Origin of the sequence: Microbacterium sp. zg.Y1084, assembly GCF_024623595.1 — a bacterium.
In the GTDB taxonomy this organism is placed as follows: domain Bacteria; phylum Actinomycetota; class Actinomycetes; order Actinomycetales; family Microbacteriaceae; genus Microbacterium; species Microbacterium wangruii.
Map to the genome: position 1 here is coordinate 274,818 of NZ_JANJGV010000003.1, position 18,175 is coordinate 292,992.

At 71.4% G+C, this 18,175-nt stretch carries 17 protein-coding genes; 12 read left to right on the top strand and 5 right to left on the bottom strand.

What is annotated here, in order from left to right:
• The first annotated feature begins 19 nt into the window (after positions 1 to 19).
• A complete protein-coding gene (locus NQ165_RS05800) occupies positions 20 to 943 on the top strand; it encodes an urea transporter (RefSeq protein ID WP_257526124.1) in 924 nt (307 codons plus the stop codon).
• A gap of 67 nt (positions 944 to 1,010) precedes the next feature.
• The gene (locus tag NQ165_RS05805; RefSeq protein WP_257526123.1) at positions 1,011 to 1,499 is read left to right on the top strand and encodes a Fur family transcriptional regulator; all 489 of its coding nucleotides are present in this window, start codon (positions 1,011 to 1,013) and stop codon (positions 1,497 to 1,499) included.
• A 19-nt stretch (positions 1,500 to 1,518) separates the two neighbouring features.
• Here NQ165_RS05805 and aspS read toward each other — a convergent pair whose 3' ends face one another.
• The gene (gene aspS / locus NQ165_RS05810) at positions 1,519 to 2,871 is read right to left on the bottom strand and encodes an aspartate--tRNA(Asn) ligase (RefSeq protein WP_257532021.1); all 1,353 of its coding nucleotides are present in this window, start codon (positions 2,869 to 2,871) and stop codon (positions 1,519 to 1,521) included.
• A gap of 97 nt (positions 2,872 to 2,968) precedes the next feature.
• Here aspS and NQ165_RS05815 point away from each other — a divergent pair, with 97 nt between their 5' ends.
• The 6 genes from NQ165_RS05815 to ccsB all read left to right on the top strand — a co-directional run bounded on the left by NQ165_RS05815 (position 2,969) and on the right by ccsB (position 8,582).
• Positions 2,969 to 3,661 carry a DedA family protein gene (locus NQ165_RS05815; protein WP_257532024.1) on the top strand — a complete coding sequence of 231 codons (693 nt, stop codon included), beginning with the start codon at positions 2,969 to 2,971 and terminating at the stop codon, positions 3,659 to 3,661.
• Between the two features lie 56 nt (positions 3,662 to 3,717).
• Complete coding sequence (locus NQ165_RS05820) at positions 3,718 to 4,347, top strand: histidine phosphatase family protein (RefSeq protein ID WP_257532026.1); 630 nt, start codon at positions 3,718 to 3,720, stop codon at positions 4,345 to 4,347.
• A complete protein-coding gene (locus tag NQ165_RS05825; protein WP_257532028.1) occupies positions 4,347 to 4,994 on the top strand; it encodes a TlpA disulfide reductase family protein in 648 nt (215 codons plus the stop codon). Before NQ165_RS05820 ends, NQ165_RS05825 begins: the two co-directional genes overlap by 1 nt.
• Positions 4,991 to 5,737: a cytochrome c biogenesis CcdA family protein gene (locus NQ165_RS05830; RefSeq protein WP_257526117.1), complete on the top strand. Its 747-nt coding sequence runs from the start codon at positions 4,991 to 4,993 to the stop codon at positions 5,735 to 5,737. The genes NQ165_RS05825 and NQ165_RS05830 overlap by 4 nt, the downstream gene beginning before the upstream one ends.
• A complete protein-coding gene (locus NQ165_RS05835) occupies positions 5,718 to 7,430 on the top strand; it encodes a cytochrome c biogenesis protein ResB (protein ID WP_257526116.1) in 1,713 nt (570 codons plus the stop codon). Before NQ165_RS05830 ends, NQ165_RS05835 begins: the two co-directional genes overlap by 20 nt.
• A gap of 93 nt (positions 7,431 to 7,523) precedes the next feature.
• Positions 7,524 to 8,582: a c-type cytochrome biogenesis protein CcsB gene (ccsB, locus tag NQ165_RS05840; RefSeq protein WP_257526115.1), complete on the top strand. Its 1,059-nt coding sequence runs from the start codon at positions 7,524 to 7,526 to the stop codon at positions 8,580 to 8,582.
• A gap of 56 nt (positions 8,583 to 8,638) precedes the next feature.
• Here the strand turns inward: ccsB and NQ165_RS05845 are convergent, their stop codons facing one another.
• From NQ165_RS05845 to NQ165_RS05855, 3 genes are all read right to left on the bottom strand, one after another.
• On the bottom strand, positions 8,639 to 8,857 hold the full coding sequence (locus tag NQ165_RS05845; protein ID WP_257532030.1) for a hypothetical protein: 219 nt from the start codon (positions 8,855 to 8,857) through the stop codon (positions 8,639 to 8,641).
• 191 nt (positions 8,858 to 9,048) lie between these two features.
• Positions 9,049 to 11,097, bottom strand: coding sequence for a YhgE/Pip domain-containing protein (locus tag NQ165_RS05850; RefSeq protein WP_257526113.1), 2,049 nt, complete (start codon positions 11,095 to 11,097; stop codon positions 9,049 to 9,051).
• The gene (locus tag NQ165_RS05855) at positions 11,094 to 13,928 is read right to left on the bottom strand and encodes an MMPL family transporter (RefSeq protein ID WP_257532032.1); all 2,835 of its coding nucleotides are present in this window, start codon (positions 13,926 to 13,928) and stop codon (positions 11,094 to 11,096) included. Before NQ165_RS05855 ends, NQ165_RS05850 begins: the two co-directional genes overlap by 4 nt.
• Positions 13,929 to 14,048: 120 nt before the next feature.
• Between NQ165_RS05855 and NQ165_RS05860 the strand changes: the two genes are divergently transcribed.
• Positions 14,049 to 14,678, top strand: coding sequence for a TetR/AcrR family transcriptional regulator (locus NQ165_RS05860; protein ID WP_257526111.1), 630 nt, complete (start codon positions 14,049 to 14,051; stop codon positions 14,676 to 14,678).
• 31 nt (positions 14,679 to 14,709) lie between these two features.
• Here the strand turns inward: NQ165_RS05860 and NQ165_RS05865 are convergent, their stop codons facing one another.
• Entirely contained in the window at positions 14,710 to 15,723 is a 1,014-nt protein-coding gene (locus tag NQ165_RS05865; protein ID WP_257526110.1) for an o-succinylbenzoate synthase, read from the bottom strand.
• A gap of 133 nt (positions 15,724 to 15,856) precedes the next feature.
• Between NQ165_RS05865 and NQ165_RS05870 the strand changes: the two genes are divergently transcribed.
• The 3 genes from NQ165_RS05870 to NQ165_RS05880 are packed head-to-tail and all read left to right on the top strand — an operon-like array spanning position 15,857 to position 18,144.
• Positions 15,857 to 16,192, top strand: a complete 336-nt coding sequence (locus NQ165_RS05870; RefSeq protein WP_257526109.1) for a PadR family transcriptional regulator — start codon at positions 15,857 to 15,859, stop codon at positions 16,190 to 16,192.
• A gap of 1 nt (position 16,193) precedes the next feature.
• Complete coding sequence (locus tag NQ165_RS05875; RefSeq protein WP_257532034.1) at positions 16,194 to 17,165, top strand: permease prefix domain 1-containing protein; 972 nt, start codon at positions 16,194 to 16,196, stop codon at positions 17,163 to 17,165.
• 37 nt (positions 17,166 to 17,202) lie between these two features.
• Positions 17,203 to 18,144, top strand: coding sequence for a permease prefix domain 1-containing protein (locus NQ165_RS05880; protein WP_257532037.1), 942 nt, complete (start codon positions 17,203 to 17,205; stop codon positions 18,142 to 18,144).
• The last annotated feature ends 31 nt before the right edge of the window (positions 18,145 to 18,175 follow it).

Below are 18,175 nucleotides of genomic sequence, written 5' to 3' on the forward strand. Positions count from 1 at the left end.
GCTTCGTGGGGAGGATGTCATGACCGACACGCAGACGGAGAAGCGCACGTCCGGCAGGCAGTGGGGCCTGGGGTTCCTCCACGGTCCATCGCAGATCTACTTCCAGATCAACATCATCACCGGCATCCTGGTGCTCGCGGCCTTCGTCGTCGCGGACTGGCGGATGGGCGTGCTGGCGGCGATCGGCGCCATCGGCGGCATGCTCGGCGGCCGCGCGGTCGGGTTCCCGCCCAGCAGCGTGGAAGCGGGCATGCAGTCCTTCTGCGGCACGCTCGTGGGCGCCGCGGTCTTCGCGGCGCTCGGCGGCGACGCATGGTGGTCGTACGTGCTGGCCTTCGTCGGCGGTGTCGCGACCGGTCCGGTGACCTGGCTCGTCAACGCCCTGTTCACCAAGACGCCGCTGAAGGTCTACAACCTGCCCTACACCACCGCGCCCTTCGTCATCGTCGCCACGATCATCGCGCTGTCCACGCTGAGCCTCGCGGTCGCGTCGTCGCCGTCGGATCTCCCCGACGAGCCGTTGCCGGCCTTCCTGCTCTCGCTGCTGACGAACGTCTCACAGGTGGTACTCGTCGACAGTCCCATCGCGGGAGCGCTGATCCTTCTCGGCCTGTTCATCGCGAGCTGGAAGGTGGGGCTCGCGGCGATCATGGGATCGTTCGTCGGCACGCTGACGGCCATCGCGATGGGGGAGACTTGGAGCGAGATCGCCAACGGGCTGGCGAACTACTCGGGGGTGCTCACCGCCATCGCGTTGGCCGTGACGTTCCTGAAGAGCAGCACCGGCTCATGGTTGTACTCGCTGCCGTGGATCGTGGTGACCGCGGTCGTGACCCTCGTCATGCACCGGGCAGGCCTCGACACCTACACCTGGCCGTACATCCTCACCACGTGGGTCGCGCTCATCGTCGCGCACTACATCCCGGGTCTCAAACGCTCGTGACCGGTGCCATCGGCTCTGCGCTCGACATGGGGTAGAGGAAGCGCAGGGCCGGTGACACCATGAGGGCATGTCCGAGTCCTCGGCGTTCCCCGAGCACGATGCGCTGCATGCGGCGGCGCGCGGCGAGGACCTCCGTGCGGCGATCTCGACGCTGCGGTCCCGCGGCGAGCGGGTGACCGCGCCGCGCCGCGCGGTGCTCTCGGTGCTCGCCGCCCGAGCGGACCACCTGACCGCCGACGACGTGGCCGCCCTCCTCGGCGACGGGGACGTGCACCGCGCCACGGTGTACCGCACCCTCGACCTGCTCGCGGCATCCGGTGTGGTCTCGCGGCAGCACGTGCCGGGCGGGGCCGCGCGCTACCACCTGGCCACGACCGGGGGTCGGCGACGCCACCTGCACGGTCAGTGCACCGACTGCGGCGCGGTGGTGATGCTGCCGCCGGAAGCGCTGCGCGCGGCAGGACGGACGCTGCGAGCGATGACGGGCTTCGACTGGTCGCCCGATCAGAGCACGTTCAGCGGCAGATGCGCCACGTGCGTCGACCTCGCGCGCTGAGGCCGGGTGCCGGCTGCGGCTAGGGTGCCAGACGCGTGGGACCGCGGAAGAGGTAGGTGACCTCGCGGATCGAGTCCTGCCCGAGCAGCAGCATCAGCACGCGGGCCAGGCCCATGCCGAAGCCGCCGTGCGGCGGGGCGCCGTAGCGGAAGAAGTCGAAGTAGAACTCGAGGTGCTCCGGCTCCAGACCCTTCTCGCGCGCCTGTTCGATGAGCACGTCGACGCGGTGCTCACGCTGTGCACCGGTCGTGATCTCGACACCCTTGAACAGCAGGTCGTACGACTTCGTCAGCCCGGTCTGCTCGTCGCGCATGTGATAGAACGCGCGGATCTCGGGGTGGTAGTCGGTGATGAAGACGAACTGGTGGCCGTACGTCTCCTCGACGTACGCCGAGATCTGCCGCTCGCCTTCGGGGTCGAGGTCGCCATCGGTGCGGGGGATGTCGTAGCCGCGGCTCTTCACGATCTCGCGGGCCTCGGCCAGCGGGATGCGGGGGAACGGGATCGCCGGCACCTGCACCTCGATGCCGAACAGCTCCTCGATCTCGGCCCCGTGCTTGTCCTTGACGGCCTGGATCGCCGTCTGCAGCAGTTCCTCCTGCATCGCCGCGACATCCTCGTGCGAGTCGATCCAGCTGATCTCGGCGTCGATCGAGGTGAACTCGGTCGCGTGGCGGCTGGTGAACGACGGGTCGGCCCGGAAGGCGGGGGCGATCTCGAAGATCTTGCCGAAGCCGGCGACCTGGGCCATCTGCTTGAAGAACTGCGGAGACTGCGCGAGGTACGCGGTCTTGTCCTCGAAGTAGGGGACCTCGAACAGCTCGGCGTTGGACTCCGAGGCGGAGGCCATGAGCTTCGGCGAGTGCACCTCGATGTAGTCGCGCTCGATCCAGTAGGACCGCATCGCGTGCTCGAGCGTGGTCTGCACGCGGAAGATGAGGTTGTTGCGGCGCTGGCGCAGGTCGAGGAAGCGCCAGTCCATGCGCTTGTCCATGCCGCTGTCGGCGGCGATGGGGGTCTCGGGGAGAGCAGCGGATGCCACCTCGAGCGAGCCGATCTTGATCTCGACGCCCCCGAGCTTGACGCGCTCGTCGTGCTTCAGCTCGCCGGTGACGGTCAGGAACGTGCCCGTGGTCAGCTCGGAGATGAGCGAGGTCAGCGCCAGCTTGTCGGCATCCGGCTCGGGTGCGTCGACCGCGTCGGCGGCGGGCGGACGGGTGGCCGGGTTGACCAGCTGCACCGCCCCCGTCTCGTCGCGCAGGATGACGAACTGCACCTTCTTCTGGTCGCGGACCGTCTCGACCCATCCGGATACCGAGACGGGTCCATCGGGGAGACCCTGCAGCTGCTGGACGAGAACGCGTTCACTCACGATCGACCAGTCTACGTGGGCGGACGGCGCGTGCCCCCACCCCACTTCGGGGGCATCCTCCAGGTTTCCGGCCGCGCTGTTCCCTATCGTGGGAGGAATGACGCCTGACGCCGTGATCGCCGCCGCCGCCGCCGCCCCCTCGGACGGCGGCTGGCTGACCGCTCTGGCGGACTGGACGGTGTCGCTCATGGACACCATCGGCCCGATCGGCGCCGGCGCCGCCATCGCGCTGGAGAACCTGTTCCCGCCGCTGCCGAGCGAGGTGATCCTGCCGATGGCGGGACTGGCTGCCAGTCGCGGCGGGTTCACGCTGTTCGAAGCGCTGTTCTGGACCACCGCGGGATCGGTCGTCGGCGCGTTCGCGCTCTACGGCATCGGCGCCTGGCTCGGCGCGCGCCGGCTGACCGCCTTCGCGGACAAGATGCCGCTGCTGCACCCGGAGGACATCGACCGCACGATCGCGTGGTTCCTCAAGCACGGCGGCAAGGCGGTGTTCTTCGGGCGGATGCTGCCGATCTTCCGCAGTCTCATCTCCATCCCCGCCGGGATCGCGCGGATGCCGCTGTGGCGCTTCGGCCTGCTCACCACCGCCGGCAGCCTCATCTGGAACACCATCTTCGTCCTCGCCGGGTTCTTCCTCGGCGAGCAGTGGCACATCGTCGAGACGTACGCCGACGTGCTGCAGTACGTCGTCATCGCGGTCACGGCCATCGGTGTCGCCTGGTTCATCTACGTGCGCGTCCGCGCGCTGCTGGCCGCGCGCGGCACCCCCGGCGCCGACGCGGTGTAGCCGCACTCAGCGCGCGCTCAGCCTGCGCACAGACCGGGCCACCGTAGACTTGGCGGGTGCCCGCCGATCGCCTTCACCTCGTGCGCCACGGCGAGGTCCACAATCCTGGCCGCGTGCTGTACGGACGGCTCCCCGGATTCGGGTTGAGCGCCGACGGCCGCCGCATGGCGCGGCAGGCTGCCGAGTACGTCGCATCGCTCGACCGGCCGGTGGGGAGTCTCGTCTGCTCGCCGCTGCAGCGCACGCAGGAGTCGGCGGAGCCCTTCACCGAGATCTTCGGCATCGAGCCACTCGTGGACGAGCGGGTCATCGAGCCGACCAACGTCTTCGAGGGCCGGCGGATGAAGCGGGCCATGTTCAACCCGTGGAACTGGCGCCACCTGCTCGCTCCCGCGCTTCCCAGCTGGGGCGAACCGTACCTGAAGGTCGTGGCACGCATGGATGAGGCGATGCGCGAGGCATGGGAGCGGACGGAATCGGGTGACGTGGTCATCGTCTCCCACCAGCTGCCCATCTGGGTGACGCATCTCTCGGTGACCGGGGCGGCGCTGCGCCACAACCCCACTCAGCGGCGCTGCGCGCTGTCGAGCGTGACGAGCTTCGACCTGGCCGATGACGAGTGGTCCGAGGTCGCCTACGCCGAGCCCGCCCGCCTGGACGGCGCCGTCGACGTGGGGGCGGTGTGATGCCCGCCGCACGCGCGTCGTCCTCCCGTACCCGCTCCGCACGCCGCCGGCTCCGCGCGGCCACCGCGGCGCTCGCCGCGGTGGCCCTGGCCGGGTCGCTGGCGGCCTGCACGGCTCAGAACGACGACCTGGTCGACGCCTACCGCGAGGGTGATACGTCCGGCTTCGTCTCCCGCGACTTCGCGGCGACCGAGATCGCGCTCGACGCACGCGACGAGGCGATCGTCTTCTCCGGCACCGGCGTGGACGGCAGCACGATCACCAGCGACGACATGCTCGGCGACGTCGTCGTCGTGAACTTCTGGTACGCCGGGTGCGGGCCGTGTCGCGCCGAGGCGCCGTTCCTGCAGGAGGCGAACGAGGAGTTCGCCGACGCCGACGTGTCGTTCCTCGGCGTCAACATCTACGACGAGGCCGCCACCGCCGAATCGTTCGATCGCACCTACGGCATCACCTACCCGTCGGTGCTCGCCCACCGCGACCCCGACCTCAAGCTCGCCTTCGCCGAGGTGACGTCGCTGCAGGCCGTGCCCACGACGCTCGTGCTCGACGCCGAGGGGCGGCTGGCCGCGCGCATCATCGGGCAGCTCTCCGACGCCTCGATCCTCACCACCCTGGTGCGCGACACGCTCGCGGAGACGCCGTGAGCCCGTTCGGGATCGTCTTCGACGGTGCGCTGTGGCTGGCGATCCCGATCGCGCTGCTCGCGGGGCTGGTGTCCTTCCTGTCGCCGTGCGTGCTGCCGCTGGTCCCCGGCTACCTCGGCTTCCTCGGCGGCGCCGCGCCCGAGCGCGCCGGCGCGCGCGCGGGCGGACGCTCACGACTGCTCTGGGGCGTGCTGCTGTTCATCGCCGGGTTCACGGCGGTGTTCGTCGCGATCTTCGTGCTCGGCGGCACGCTCGGACAGCTGTTCATCCGCTTCCAGGACCCGATCACGCGGGTGCTGGGCGTGGTGGTGATCCTGCTGGGTCTGGTGTTCATCGGCCTCTTCGGCGTCGCCCAGCGCACCGTGCGCCTGCGCACGAGAGACAATCTCGGGCTCGTCGGCGCCCCTCTGCTGGGGGTCGCCATGGGGATCGGCTGGGCCCCGTGCATCGGCCCCACGATGACGGCGATCCTGGCGATCTCGATCAACCAGGGCGACCCGGTGCGCGCCGGCATCCTGGGGGTGGCCTACTCGCTGGGGCTCGGGGTGCCCTTCATCCTGCTCGCCGTCGGCTTCGGCTGGGCGACCCGCTCGGTCACGTTCGTCAAGCGCCACATCCGCGCGATCAACATCACGGGAGGGGTGCTCCTCATCGCACTCGGACTGCTCATGGTCACCGGGGTCTGGACGGACCTGCTGTCGCGACTCGGGGCGGTGATCGGAAGTGTCCAGCTCCCGCTCTGACGACGGCACGCTCACCGAGCAGCCCATCGACGGCCCGCTGCGCCCCAGCGATCACGCCGATGGCGCCGGTGACGGCATCCGCGGACCCGCGCTGGGTGGAACCGGGTGGCTGCGGTGGGGCTGGCGACAGCTGACCAGCATGCGCACCGCGATCGTGCTGCTGCTGCTGCTGGCGATCGCGGCCGTTCCCGGCTCGATCGTGCCGCAGCGCTCGGCCGACCCCAACGGCGTCACGCAGTTCCGCTCCGACAACCCCGACCTGTATCCGGTGCTCGACGCGATGAGCATGTTCGACGTGTACACGTCGCCCTGGTTCTCGGCGATCTACCTGCTGCTGTTCATCTCGCTGATCGGCTGCGTCATTCCGCGCACCAAGCACCACTGGAAGGCGCTGCGCTCACGCCCGCCGCGCACGCCTGCACGGCTGACCCGACTCGACGACCACACCGATGCGGTCGTCACCGTGCCGGAGGGGCGGGATGCCGACGCCGTCGCCGCCGAGGCGATCGCCCTCGCCGACGAGCAGCTGCGCAAGGCCGGGTATCGGGTGGAGCGCTACGACGACCGCGGGACGATGTCGGTGTCGGCCGAGCGCGGGTACCTGCGCGAGACCGGGAACCTCGTCTTCCACGCCTCCCTGGTGGGGGTGCTCATCGCGGTGGGCGTCGGCGGCGGGTACACCTATACCGGCCAGGACGTGCTGGTGGAGGGACAGAGCTTCGTCAACACGCTCGCGGACTACTCCTCGTTCAACCCCGGACGGTTCGTCGACACCGAGACGCTGCCGCCGTACTCGATGACCCTCGAGGAGTTCCAGGTCAGCTACGTGCCCGTCGGCGAGCAGGGAGCCGGTCAGGCCGGGGACTTCGCCGCGGTGCTGACGACGCGGGTGCCCGGCGGCGACGAGCAGCCCGCCGAGGTGCGGGTGAACCACCCGGTCGACATCGAGGGCGACCGCATCTATCTGATGGGCAACGGCTACGCGCCGACGCTCACGATCCGAGACGCCGACGGCGACGTCGTCTACAGCGAGTCGGTGCCCTTCCTGCCCCAGGATGCCGCGATGACGTCGCTCGGCGTGGTGAAGGTGCCCGACGGCATGCCCGAGCAGCTCGGCATGGTCGGTTTCTTCTACCCGACGGCAGCCGCCCTCGGGACCGGGGCGCTGACCTCGGTCTATCCCGACCTGGTGAACCCGGTGCTGACCCTCGACGTCTACGCCGGCGACCTCGGCATCGACGACGGCACGCCACGTTCGGTGTACACCCTCGACCCCGAGGGCATGGAGCAGCTGACCGGCCGCGCGATCGGCGTCGACTCGATCGAGCTGGCGCCGGGGGAGACCGCCGACCTGCCCAACGGGTGGGGGACGATCACCTTCGAGAACACGTCGCCGGCCGGCGTCGCCGGCTACGCCGAGTCGGTGCCCCGGTTCGCGTCGCTGTCGATCCACCGCGACGTCGGTGCGCCGTGGGTGCTGCTGTTCGCGGTGCTGGCGACGACCGGGCTGATGGTGGCGCTGTTCGTTCCCCGCCGCCGCATGTGGGTGAAGGCGACGGTCGACGGCGACGCCGTGCGGCTGGAGTACGCCGGCCTCGCCCGCGGCGAGGACCCGACGCTGCGCGCCGCGGTCGACGACGTGGCGCGCCGCCACGGCGACGCCCTCGAAAGCCGTCTCCGAACCCGCGAGTGACTGTTCCCGCGCCCGCGCGCACTCGTTCCACCCCCTTGTTCCGCCCTCTGCGCCCCCGGTTCCCCGGGACGCGCCCGACGTAGACTGGATGCCATGCCTGCGACCGAAGCGCTTTCGCTCGACGACGTGTCCGTGCTGCTGGTGTGGACCGCGATCGCGATCTATGCACTGGCCTTCATCGCGTACGCGGTGGACCTGGCCCGCCGCTCCGAGCAGGCTGTGAAGGCTCAGGACACCCGCGCCCGCACGCTCGTGTCCGCCGCTGCGACCGCGGGAGCCACCGGATCCGCCGCCGGAGGCGGTTCGCCGGACCCCGCGGCATCCGCCACCGACGTCGAGGCCCGCCCGAGCGAGCGCCCCCGGCACCTCTGGGCCCGCATCGCCACGGCGATGATGTGGCTGGGCTTCCTCTTCCACGTCGCCGCCGACGTGCTGCGCGGTATCGCCGCCGAGCGCGTGCCGTGGGCGAACATGTACGAGTTCGCCCTCACCGGCACGATGCTGATGGTCGCGGTGTACCTGGGCGTGCTGTTCCGGTACGACCTGCGCTTCCTCGGCGCGTTCGTCAGCGGCCTGGTCGTGGTTCTGCTGGGCGGGGCGACCCTGGCGTACTACGTCGAGGTGCAGCCGCTCATGGACCCTCTCAAGAGCGTGTGGCTCGTCATCCACGTGTTCGTGGCTTCGCTGTCGACGGCGTTCTTCGCCCTCGCGTTCGCCCTGTCGGTGCTGCAGCTGTTCCAGGTGCACCGCGAGGCGAAGCTGCGGCGTCTGGCCGAGACCGACAGTGCGTCGCTGGCCGCCCCGGGCGCCGGATCGCGTCTGCTGCGCACGCTGCCGAACGCCGACACGCTCGAGTCGCTGGCCTACCGCTTCGCGATCATCGGCTTCATCTTCTGGACCTTCACCCTCATCGCCGGATCGATCTGGGCGAACGAGGCGTGGGGCCGCTACTGGGGCTTCGACACGAAGGAAGTCTGGACCTTCGTGATCTGGGTGCTCTACGCCGGCTACATCCACGCCCGCGCCACGCGCGGCTGGCGCGGCGTGCGTTCGGCGTGGCTGTCGATCATCGGCTTCGTGACGGTCATCTTCAACTTCACGATCGTCAACCAGTTCTTCAAGGGGCTGCACGCCTACAGTGGCCTGAACTGACCGACCGGCACCCGCCCCCGGGCGGGTGAGTGGATGCCGCCAGGTCCACCGGTCGCTCAACTCGACCGGCGGGCGACGTCCGCTTCTCGGCGCAGGCGGTCGAGAGCCTCCGCGTTGTCCGTCACGTCCTCCTGCGACGCGACTTCCCACGCGCTCCGCTCATACTTCGTCTCCAGAAGCGCCAGGACGTCGTCGTAGAGCGCGGCGAACGTCTCCGGCGACGCGAACACCCGGATGGACAGCTCGGCGAGGGTGAACTGCTCGATGTCGTTCATGGAGGTCATCCTCGCGTTCGCTCCCCGTCTCCTCCACCTCACGGCCCCGGCCCTCACCCCGAACCGCACCCGGACGCTCGACTCCTGATCGGCCACGGACGTCGACGAAGAACACACCGTCCCACCGAACGACGCAACGGGCGCGCCACCCGAAGGCAGCGCGCCCGTTGCGGAGCGCCTCGACGTGGCGGCTACACCGCGGCCGCCGCCACGATCGCCTTGGCCGACGTGGAACGGCGCCGCGCGACCACGAGCGTGGAGGCGATGAACGCCAGCGCGCCCCAGACGATCAGCCCGGCCACCGCGGCGCCGACGCCGCCGGCGTCGGTCAGCGCGCCCAGCAGAGCCTGGTACGCGGGCGTGGTGGGCATGAGCCCCGCCAGGGAGGCGAGCACCCCGGGCACCGTCGACACCACGCCGGTCGCGACGGCGAGCACGCCGACGAGGGCGGCGATCCAGCGGCCGGCGCCGCCGAACACGGCGATGAGCGCCTGGTTGACGGCGGCGAAGGCGACGCCGGCCAGCACGCACAACAGGGCGAACAGCGACCAGGTGCCGCCGTCGTAGTCTGCGGCCAGCTGCACCACGATCGCGACCAGCAGGCCCTGCGCAGCGCCGATCGCGGCGGCGGGCGCGAGCGATCGCAGTGCCAGCAGCACCGACGGGCGGCGCGAGGTGAGGGCGCGGGCCGAGACGGCGCGCAGCGCGACGAACGAGGCGACACCGCCGAACCACAGCGCCAGGGTCACCAGCAGCGGCACGGCGGATGCTCCGAAGAGGTTGTTGCCCAGCCCCTCGGCGGCCACCGGGTCGGCGACGACGGAGGCGAGGTCGGCTGCCTCCTCGTCGGTGTAGGACGGCAGTGCGTCGGTCGCGGTCGTCAGCCCTTCCGAGAGCGTGTCGGCCCCGCCGGCGAGCTCGCCGATGCCGTCGGCGAGGGCATCCGCGCCGTCTGCGGCATCCGTCGCCCCCGAGGTCAGCTGATCGGCACCGGATGCCAGCTGGGAGGCGCCCGTCGCCAGGGCGCCCGCTCCGCCGCCGAGCTCCCGCACGCCGCCCGCGGCCTGCTCGGCGCCGCCCGCGAGACCGGCGACGCCGTCGGCGATCTGCCCGGACTGCGCGGCGATCTCGGTCAGGCCGGCTCGCAGCTGCGGCAGGTCGTTCAGGCCCTGCAGCGCCCCTCCGATCGGTCCGGCCTGCCCCACGAGCGTGGTGAGCGTGGGCAGCAGCTGCTGGGACTGCCGGCTCGCCGCCTCGAGCTGCGTGCAGAGCTGCGGGGTGGCGGCCGGGTCGCACGCCGCGGCGAGGGCCGCGAGCTGGGTCGCGGAGTCGGTCAGCTGACCGATGATGGCATCGCTGTTCGCACCGATGCCCGCGAGGGCGTCGGTGAGCTGCGCCGGCACCTGCGCCTCGCTGGGAAGCTGCGCGGCGATGCCGTCCAGCGCTCCGGCGACCTGACGCTGGCCGTCGGCGAGGGTCGTCGCTCCGCCGGCGAGGGTGTCGAGACCGTTCGCGGCCTGCGTCGCGCCGCCCGCGAGCTGCCCGGCACCCGATGACAGTTCGCGTGCACCGTCGGCGATGGCGCCCGCTCCCGTGCCCAGCGCCCGCACGCCGTCGGCGAGGCTCGTCGTGCCGTCGGCGATCGTGCGTGCGCCGTCGCCCAGCTCTGCGGCGCCGTCGGCGGCCTCGCCCAGCTGGTCGCCGAGCGTCGTGAAGCCGAGGAAGACGTTCTCCAGGTACACCTGCGACAGCTCGCTGCCGAGCAGCGATGCGGCGGCCTGCGTGACCTGGGCGGTGATCGCCTCGTCGACGATCAGGCTGTCGGGCGCGGTCTCCACGACGATCGTCGCCTGCTCGGGGGTGCTGCCGGGCGCGGTGGAGGTGGCGGCGGCGGAGAAGTTCTCCGGAATCGTCACGATGGCCGCGTACGTCCCGTCGGCGAGCCCGTCGCGGGCGTCGTCGTCGTTGGAGATGGTCCAGGTGAGGTTGCTCGGCAGCTCATCGGACCCCTCGACCAGGCCGGCGGTGAGCTGGCGACCGAGCGGAACCATCTGGTCGTCGATCGTGACCGGCTCGTCGTCGTTCACCACGGCCACGTTCATCGCATCGAGGCGCTCGACCGGGTTGTACAGCGCGGCGACCAGGACGCCGCCGATGAGCACCGGCAGCAGCAGCACCCCGATGAGGGTGAGCCACGTGACGGGGCGACGCGAACGGGCGCGCTCGAGGGGGAGGGTCATGCGTGGGCCTTGCTTTCGGCGAATCGGGGGGAGCCGGCGTCCGCGTCGCGGCGCAGGGAAGCCGGGTCGTCCAGGGTCAGAAGGATCGGATCGGTGCGGCCGGCATCGGCGAGCACCGCGCGGGCGGTGCCGTCGGCGCGACCGGATGCCACGATCGTGAGGGCCGCGCGGGGGTCGCTGGAGCGTTCCCGCAGCGCGTCGACAGCCGCGCGCAGCAGCTGGGCCGCGGTCTCGCGCTGCTCGACGGGAAGGGTGTCGAGACCGTCGATGACCACCAGCCGCGGTGAGCCCGACAGGGCGTGACGGAGAGCGCGGATCGGGTCGTCGGGGGCATCGAGCAGAGCGACCGACACGTGTGCCCGCACCCAGGCGGCGCGCCCGGGCAGCAGGTGGCCGGCCACCCGCAGCAGGCCGGCGTCGGGGGTGATGCGACCGGCGATCATCAGCGCGAACGCCCGCGCGGCGCGGGGGTCGCCGTCGACGATCAGCGTGCCGCCGTCGGGGACGCGCACGTCGACGTCGGCGAACAGGGGGATGTCGTCGTGGCGACCGCCGTCGGCGGTGAGCGTGAGCCCATCGCCGGCGATGGCGGCCGGCTGCTCCGGCCAGTGCGCCGTCGCGAGCTCGCGCTCGACGGCCTCGCCCTCGATGTCGAAGTGGGGGAGGCGCCGGTCGAGCCACCGGGGGATGCGCCAGGCGCGCTCGCCCAGCAGCGCCATGACGGCCGGCACCAGCGTCATGCGCACGAGGAACGCGTCCACTGCGATGCCGGCGGCCAGTCCCAGCGCGATCGGCTTGATGGAGGAATCGCCCTCCGGGACGAACGCGGCGAACACAGCGAACATGATCACGGCGGCCGCGGTCACCACGCGAGCCGATGCGGTGAAGCCGGAGCGCACCGCGCCGACGGCGGTGTGGCGATCCGATCGACCGCCGCGGTCGCGCCGGGCGTGCACGTAGTCCTCCCGCATCCGCGACACCAGGAACACCTGGTAGTCCATGGCGAGCCCGAACAGCACGCCCATCAGGATGATCGGCATGAAGCTGATGACCGGGCCGGTGCGGGTGACATGCAGCAGGTCGGCGAACCAGCCCCACTCGAACACCGCCGCGACGACGCCGAACGAGGCGGCGACGGACAGCAGGTAGCCGGCGGCGGCGGTCAGGGGCACCCAGATGGAGCGGAAGACGATCGTCAGCAGGATGAGCGAGAGGCCGACGACGAAGAGACCGAAGGGCAGCAGCGCCTCGCCGAGCCGGTCGGAGATGTCGATGCCGACGGCGGTGAACCCGGTCACCACGAGGTCGACGCCGTACTCGTCCAGCAGCCGGTCGTGCTGGGCGCGCAGCTCGCGCACGAGATCGGCGGTGGCCGGGTCGTCGGGCGCCGTCTCGGGCACGATCTGGATGAGGCCGGTGTCGGCGGTCTCGTTGGGGGTCGCGAGCGCCACCTCGGCGACGCCGGGGATCTTCTCGATCTCGTCGGCGAGGTCGCTCATGAGGCCCAGGGGGTCGGTGGATGTCACGATCGTGCCCGTCATCACCAGGGCGCCGTTGGTGCCGGGGCCGAAGTGCTCGGCGGTCAGGTCGTAGGCCTGGCGGGCTTCGCTCGACGGCGGCTGCACGCCGGCGTTGGGAAGGGCGAGGGTGAGGGATGCCGCGGGGATCGCGACGACGCCGAGCCCCACGATCACGGCGATGGTCGTGACGACGGGATGCCGGGTGACTCCGGTCACCCAGCGCTGCGCGAAGCCGCGGTCGCTGCGGGGCGCCCGGGCCTTGCGAGGACGGCGCGGCGCGCGGCGGGGACGCCCCGCCACCCGGCCCTTGGCGAAGCCGAGCAGCGCGGGAGTGAGCGTGATGGCGACCGCGACGGCCACGGCGACCGACGCGGCGGCGGCGATGCCCATCGTGGTGAGGAAGGGGATTCCCGCGAACGACAGGCCGATCAGCGCGATGAGCACCGTGACACCGGCGAAGACGACCGCCGAGCCGGCGGTGCCGGTGGCCCGTGCGGCGGACTCCTCCGGCTCGACGCCGGCGCGGACCTGGTCCTGGTGGCGGGCGACGATGAACAGCGCGTAGTCGATCCCGACCGCCAGTCCGAGCATGATCGCGAGCATCGGCGCCGTCGACGGCACGGACTCGAACGCCGTCGCGACGTAGATCAGGGCGATGCCGAGCCCGACACCGATGAGGGCGCTGACCAGCGGGAAGAAGGCGACCGCGATGGAGCGGAAGGTGACGATCAGCACGAACAGCGCGATGAGCACACCGACCGCCTCGATCAGCGACAGGGTGGGGATCGACGTGCCGAACAGGTCGCCGCCGAGCGCGACCTGGGCGTCCGCGGGCAGTGCGTCGCGGGCGTCGGCGGCGATCGCGCGCATCGCATCGGTGGTCTCCTGGGAGACGTCGATCGACTGGCCGTCGAACTGCAGGCGCACGATGGCGGCGCGCTCGTCGTCGGACACGAGACCGGACACCATCTCGTCGAACGGGTCGGTCACCGCCAGCACGCCGTCGAGGTCCTCGAAGGCCGCGACCGTGTCGTCGATGGCATCCACGTACGCGTCATCGGCGACGGTGTCGCCGTCGGCGGCCACGATCACCAGCTGGGCGCTCGTGCCGCTGGCCTGCGGGAAGGTGCGCTCCAGCAGCTCGATGCCCTCCTGCGCCTCGGTGCCGGGGATCCTGAACGCGTCGTCCGTCCCCTTCATGAAGGCGAGGGCGCTGCCCCCGACGATGGCCAGCAGCAGCAGCCACCCGATGAGGACGCGCCACGGGTGGCGGTACGACCAGCGGCCCAGGGAGAACAGGAGAGTGGACACGGCGTCCTTCGATCGAGGTCGGACAATCTCGATACATCACTGTATCCGATACACAGGTGTATCCTAAGGGCCACAGGGTGTGCCAATCTGTGGAACACGTGTGAAGAGAGGGACAGGGCCATGGTCGATGTGCGTCCACCCGTCCGCAGCCGTGAGAACACGCGCGGACGGCTCATGGATGCCGCTCTCGACGTCTTCGCGCTCGTCGGACTGGACGGAGCATCGGTCGAGGCCATCTGCGAGCGCGCCGGCTTCACCCGCGGAGCCTTCTACTCCAACTTCGCCTCGAAGGACGAGTTGTTCCTGGCGATCATCGCCCGCCTCGCGGAGGCCAAGGTCGAAGAGGTCGAAGCGCGTGTGCGCGACCTGGGCGAGCTCGGCACCCCGCTCGGCCCGACCGAGATCACCCACCGGGTGGCCGACCTCTCGATCGGCCCCAGCATCGACCCCGCGCTCACCGGAGAGATCCGGGCGCAGGCCCTGCGCGACCCCGAGATGGCACGGGCGTACCTGGAGTGGCAGGACGGCATGATCGCCCGCATCGCGCAGATCGTGTCGTCGCTGGTGGACACCTACGGCTTCCGGCTGCGGCTGCCCGCCGACGAGGTGGCACGACTGTTCGTCGAGATCGCCGACGACACCGCGACACGAGCGGCGCTGCAGGGCATGGACCGGGCGGAGGCCAACCGCCTGCTCAACGAGCGCGCCCAGCGTCTCGCCGGCGCTCTGGTCGACCTGCCCGCGAGCTGAGCCCCGATCCGTCGGGTTGCGGCGCGGGTCGCTAGCCGGCCGCGGTGCCGGCGTCGGCCTGCGCGGCCAGCAGGGCGTGGCAGCGCGCGATGCGCGCGAACCACCAGTCCCGGTGGGCGTCGTCGACGGCGAGGGCGCGCACCACGGCGTCGTCCACGGCGACCCGGCCCACGCGCAGCATCCCGTCGATCGGCGCGAGCGGCGGCGTCGTCACATCGGCGGTGAACAGCGCCGCCGTCCCCAGTCCGCAGTCGTAGTCGAGGTCGGGCAGGGCCGCCGCCAGGGCCACGCCCATCGACAGGCCGACCGAGGTGTCCAGGGCGCTCGAGACGACCGCCGGCAGTCCTGCCTCTGCCACGATCCGCAGCGCCCGGTGCACGCCGCCGAGCGGCTGGGCCTTGACGACGAGGATGTCGGCGGCGCCCGCCCGGGCGACCGCGAGGGGGTCGGTGGCTTTGCGCACGCTCTCGTCGGCGGCGACCGGGATGTCCATGTAGCGGATGCGGGCGCGCAGTTCGGCCAGCTCGGGAACGGTCGCGCAGGGCTGCTCGACGTACTCGAGGTCGAACGGCGCGAGGGCGTGCACCGCATGCTCCGCCTCGTCGACGTTCCAGCCCCCGTTGGCGTCGACGCGCACCCGGCCCTCCGGGCCCATCGCGGCGCGGACGGCGCGGACGCGGGCCACGTCGTCGGCGAGCACCTGGCCGCGCTCGGCGACCTTGACCTTCGCCGTGCGGCATCCGTCGTAGCGGGCCAGGACACGGGCCACCTGTTCGGCCGGCACGGCGGGCACCGTGGCATTGACCGGAATGCGGTCGCGCTGGACGGTGGGCTGCCCCGCCCAGCCGAAGTCGACAGCGCCCGCCAGCCACGCCGAGGCCTCGGCGTCGTCGTACTCCGCGAAGGGCGAGAACTCCGTCCATCCGGCCGGACCGCGCAGCACGACGGCCTCGCGGACGTCGACCCCACGGAAGCGGGTGGCCAGCGGCAGGGCGACGACGGCGGCGTTGCGGAGGATGTCGTCGAGTGCGGGAAGCGGAGTCACCTTCCCATCCTGGCCCGGCCGCGCGCGGCTCGCCCGGGTCCGCGCCGTGCATACCTGCCACCGGTGCGGAACTTCGATGATTGCATCAATGTGTTATTGACTATGGTGTGTGTCGCACAGTACAGTGTGATCCATGAGTGAGAACGAAGCCCTCGACACCCACCTGCAGGAGCTGCGGCGCGGCACGACGGTGCTGGCGTGCCTGCGGCTGCTGCAGCAGCCCGGCTACGGGTACGGGCTGCTCGAGGAACTGAGCCGGCGCGGGTTCGACACCGACGCCAACACGCTGTACCCCCTGCTGCGCCGACTGGAGAAGCAGGGGCACCTCACGAGCGAGTGGAACACCGACGAGGCCCGGCCCCGCAAGTTCTACCGCACGAGCGAGGCCGGGCAGCGCCTGGCCCGTGCCCTCACCGCCGACTTCACCGCGATCGCCGACGCGATCGCCGGCCTCCCCGAGGAGAACTGAGATGCCCACCACCACCGCCACCCTCACCGACCGCTACGTCGAAACCGCCATGCGCACGGTGCCCGAGAAGCAGCGGCCCGACCTCGCCGCCGAGCTGCGCGCATCGATCGAGGATGAGATCGAGGCCCGCATCGCCGCCGGCGACACCCCGGATGCCGCCGAGATCGCCGTGCTCACCGAGCTCGGCGATCCCGACGCGCTGGCGGCGGGATACATCGACCGTCCGCTCTGGCTGATCGGCCCGAAGTACTACCTGACGTGGTGGCGCCTGACGAAGCTGCTGTGGGCCATCGTGCCGGCCTGCGTCGCGTTCGCCGTCGCCCTCGGCCAGGTGCTGGCGGGGGAGAGCATCGGCACCGTCATCGGCGCGGTCGTCCCCGCGGTGATCTCGGTCATCGTCAACATCGGCTTCTGGACGGCGCTGGTGTTCTTCATCATCGAGCGCTCCACCGGAGACAAGGATGCCGCCGTCGTCTCCGCGTGGACCCTCGACCGCCTCCCGGAGAAGAAGGAGCGCGGCGCGGGCCTCAGCGACCTCGTCGCGAGCCTGGTGTTCCTCGCGCTCGCGGCCGGCGCCGTCATCTGGGACCAGCTGTTCGGCCTGGCCTACCTCACCGACGCCGGCGGCTGGCTGCCGGCGCTGTCTCCGGCGCTGTGGCCCGGGTGGATCCTGGGTCTGCTCGCCCTCATCGTGCTCGAGGCGCTGCTCATGACCGTCGTCTACCTGCAGGGCCGCTGGACCGCAGTGACGGCCACCGTGAACGCCGCGCTCAACGTGGCCTTCGTCATTCCGCTGCTCTGGCTGCTGTCGCGGGGGGAGCTGCTGAACCCGGAGTTGTTCCCCGGCCTGATCCCGGCCGGCTCGGCCGACACCGTCGAGACCGTGCTGGTGACGCTCCTCAGCTTCGGAGCCGTCGCCATCGCCGCCTGGGACACGATCGACGGCTTCCTCAAGGCGCGTCGCGCCCGGTGACACCGGACGCCAGAAGAGAGGCACGAAAATGGAATCGATGGCCACCGGCGACCACACCAGCCGCTACATCGCGGCGGCAACGCGGCCCCTGCCGGCGCGCGAGCGCGCCGACCACGCCGCCGAGCTGCGCGCGTCGATCCGCGACCAGATCGACGGTCGTCTCGAGCAGGGGCAGGACGCCGACGCCGCTGAGATCGCCGTGCTCACCGATCTCGGCGACCCGGCCGTCCTCGCCGCCGACTACGCCGACCGACCGCTGCACCTTCTCGGCCCTCGCTGGTACCCCACATGGCGGCGCATGCTGCGGATCGTGCTGTGGAGCGCGCTGCCGTTCGTCGCGTTCGCCGTCGCCCTGGCGATGGCCCTCGAGGACCGGCCGTTCTGGGGGATCGTCGGGCCGACGATCGGCGTCACGCTCGCCGTCGGCGCCGGCATCTTCACGGGCATGACGCTCGTCTACGCCGCCCTCGAACGCGCAGGGGAGCAGGCGCAGCCGTGGAACGTCGAGCAGCTGCCGGGGGGCGATGCCGACCAGATGTCGCCGGTCGGCCGCGGCGAGTGGATCGCCGGGATCCTCGCGGTGGGCTTCGCCATCGCGGGGCTTGTCGTCCTCACCGTCCCGTGGGACATCGACGGCCCCGGGCGCCTCTCGGTGCTCGATCCGGCGCTGTGGCCGTGGAACCTCGTCGTCGGAGTGCTGCTGGTCCTGGCCGGTGCTTTCGCGACGCTGCGGGCACGCATCACCGGGCTCTGGGGGAGGGGCAGCGCAATAGCCGGCGCCCTGCTCGCGCTCGCGTGGGCGGTGCCGATCGTGGTGCTGACGGTCACCGGTCGGCTGTGCGATCCCGCGTTCGTGGCGTACCTCGACATCGACGCCGACGCGAAGACGGCGATCGCGGGCTGTCTCGTCGCGGGCGCCGTCGCGATCGCGGGCTGGACCGTCTTCGCCGCCGTGCGGCGTGCGCGCCGCGCCGGCTGAGGCGATCGGGTGGATGCCGCCCCGTGCGGCA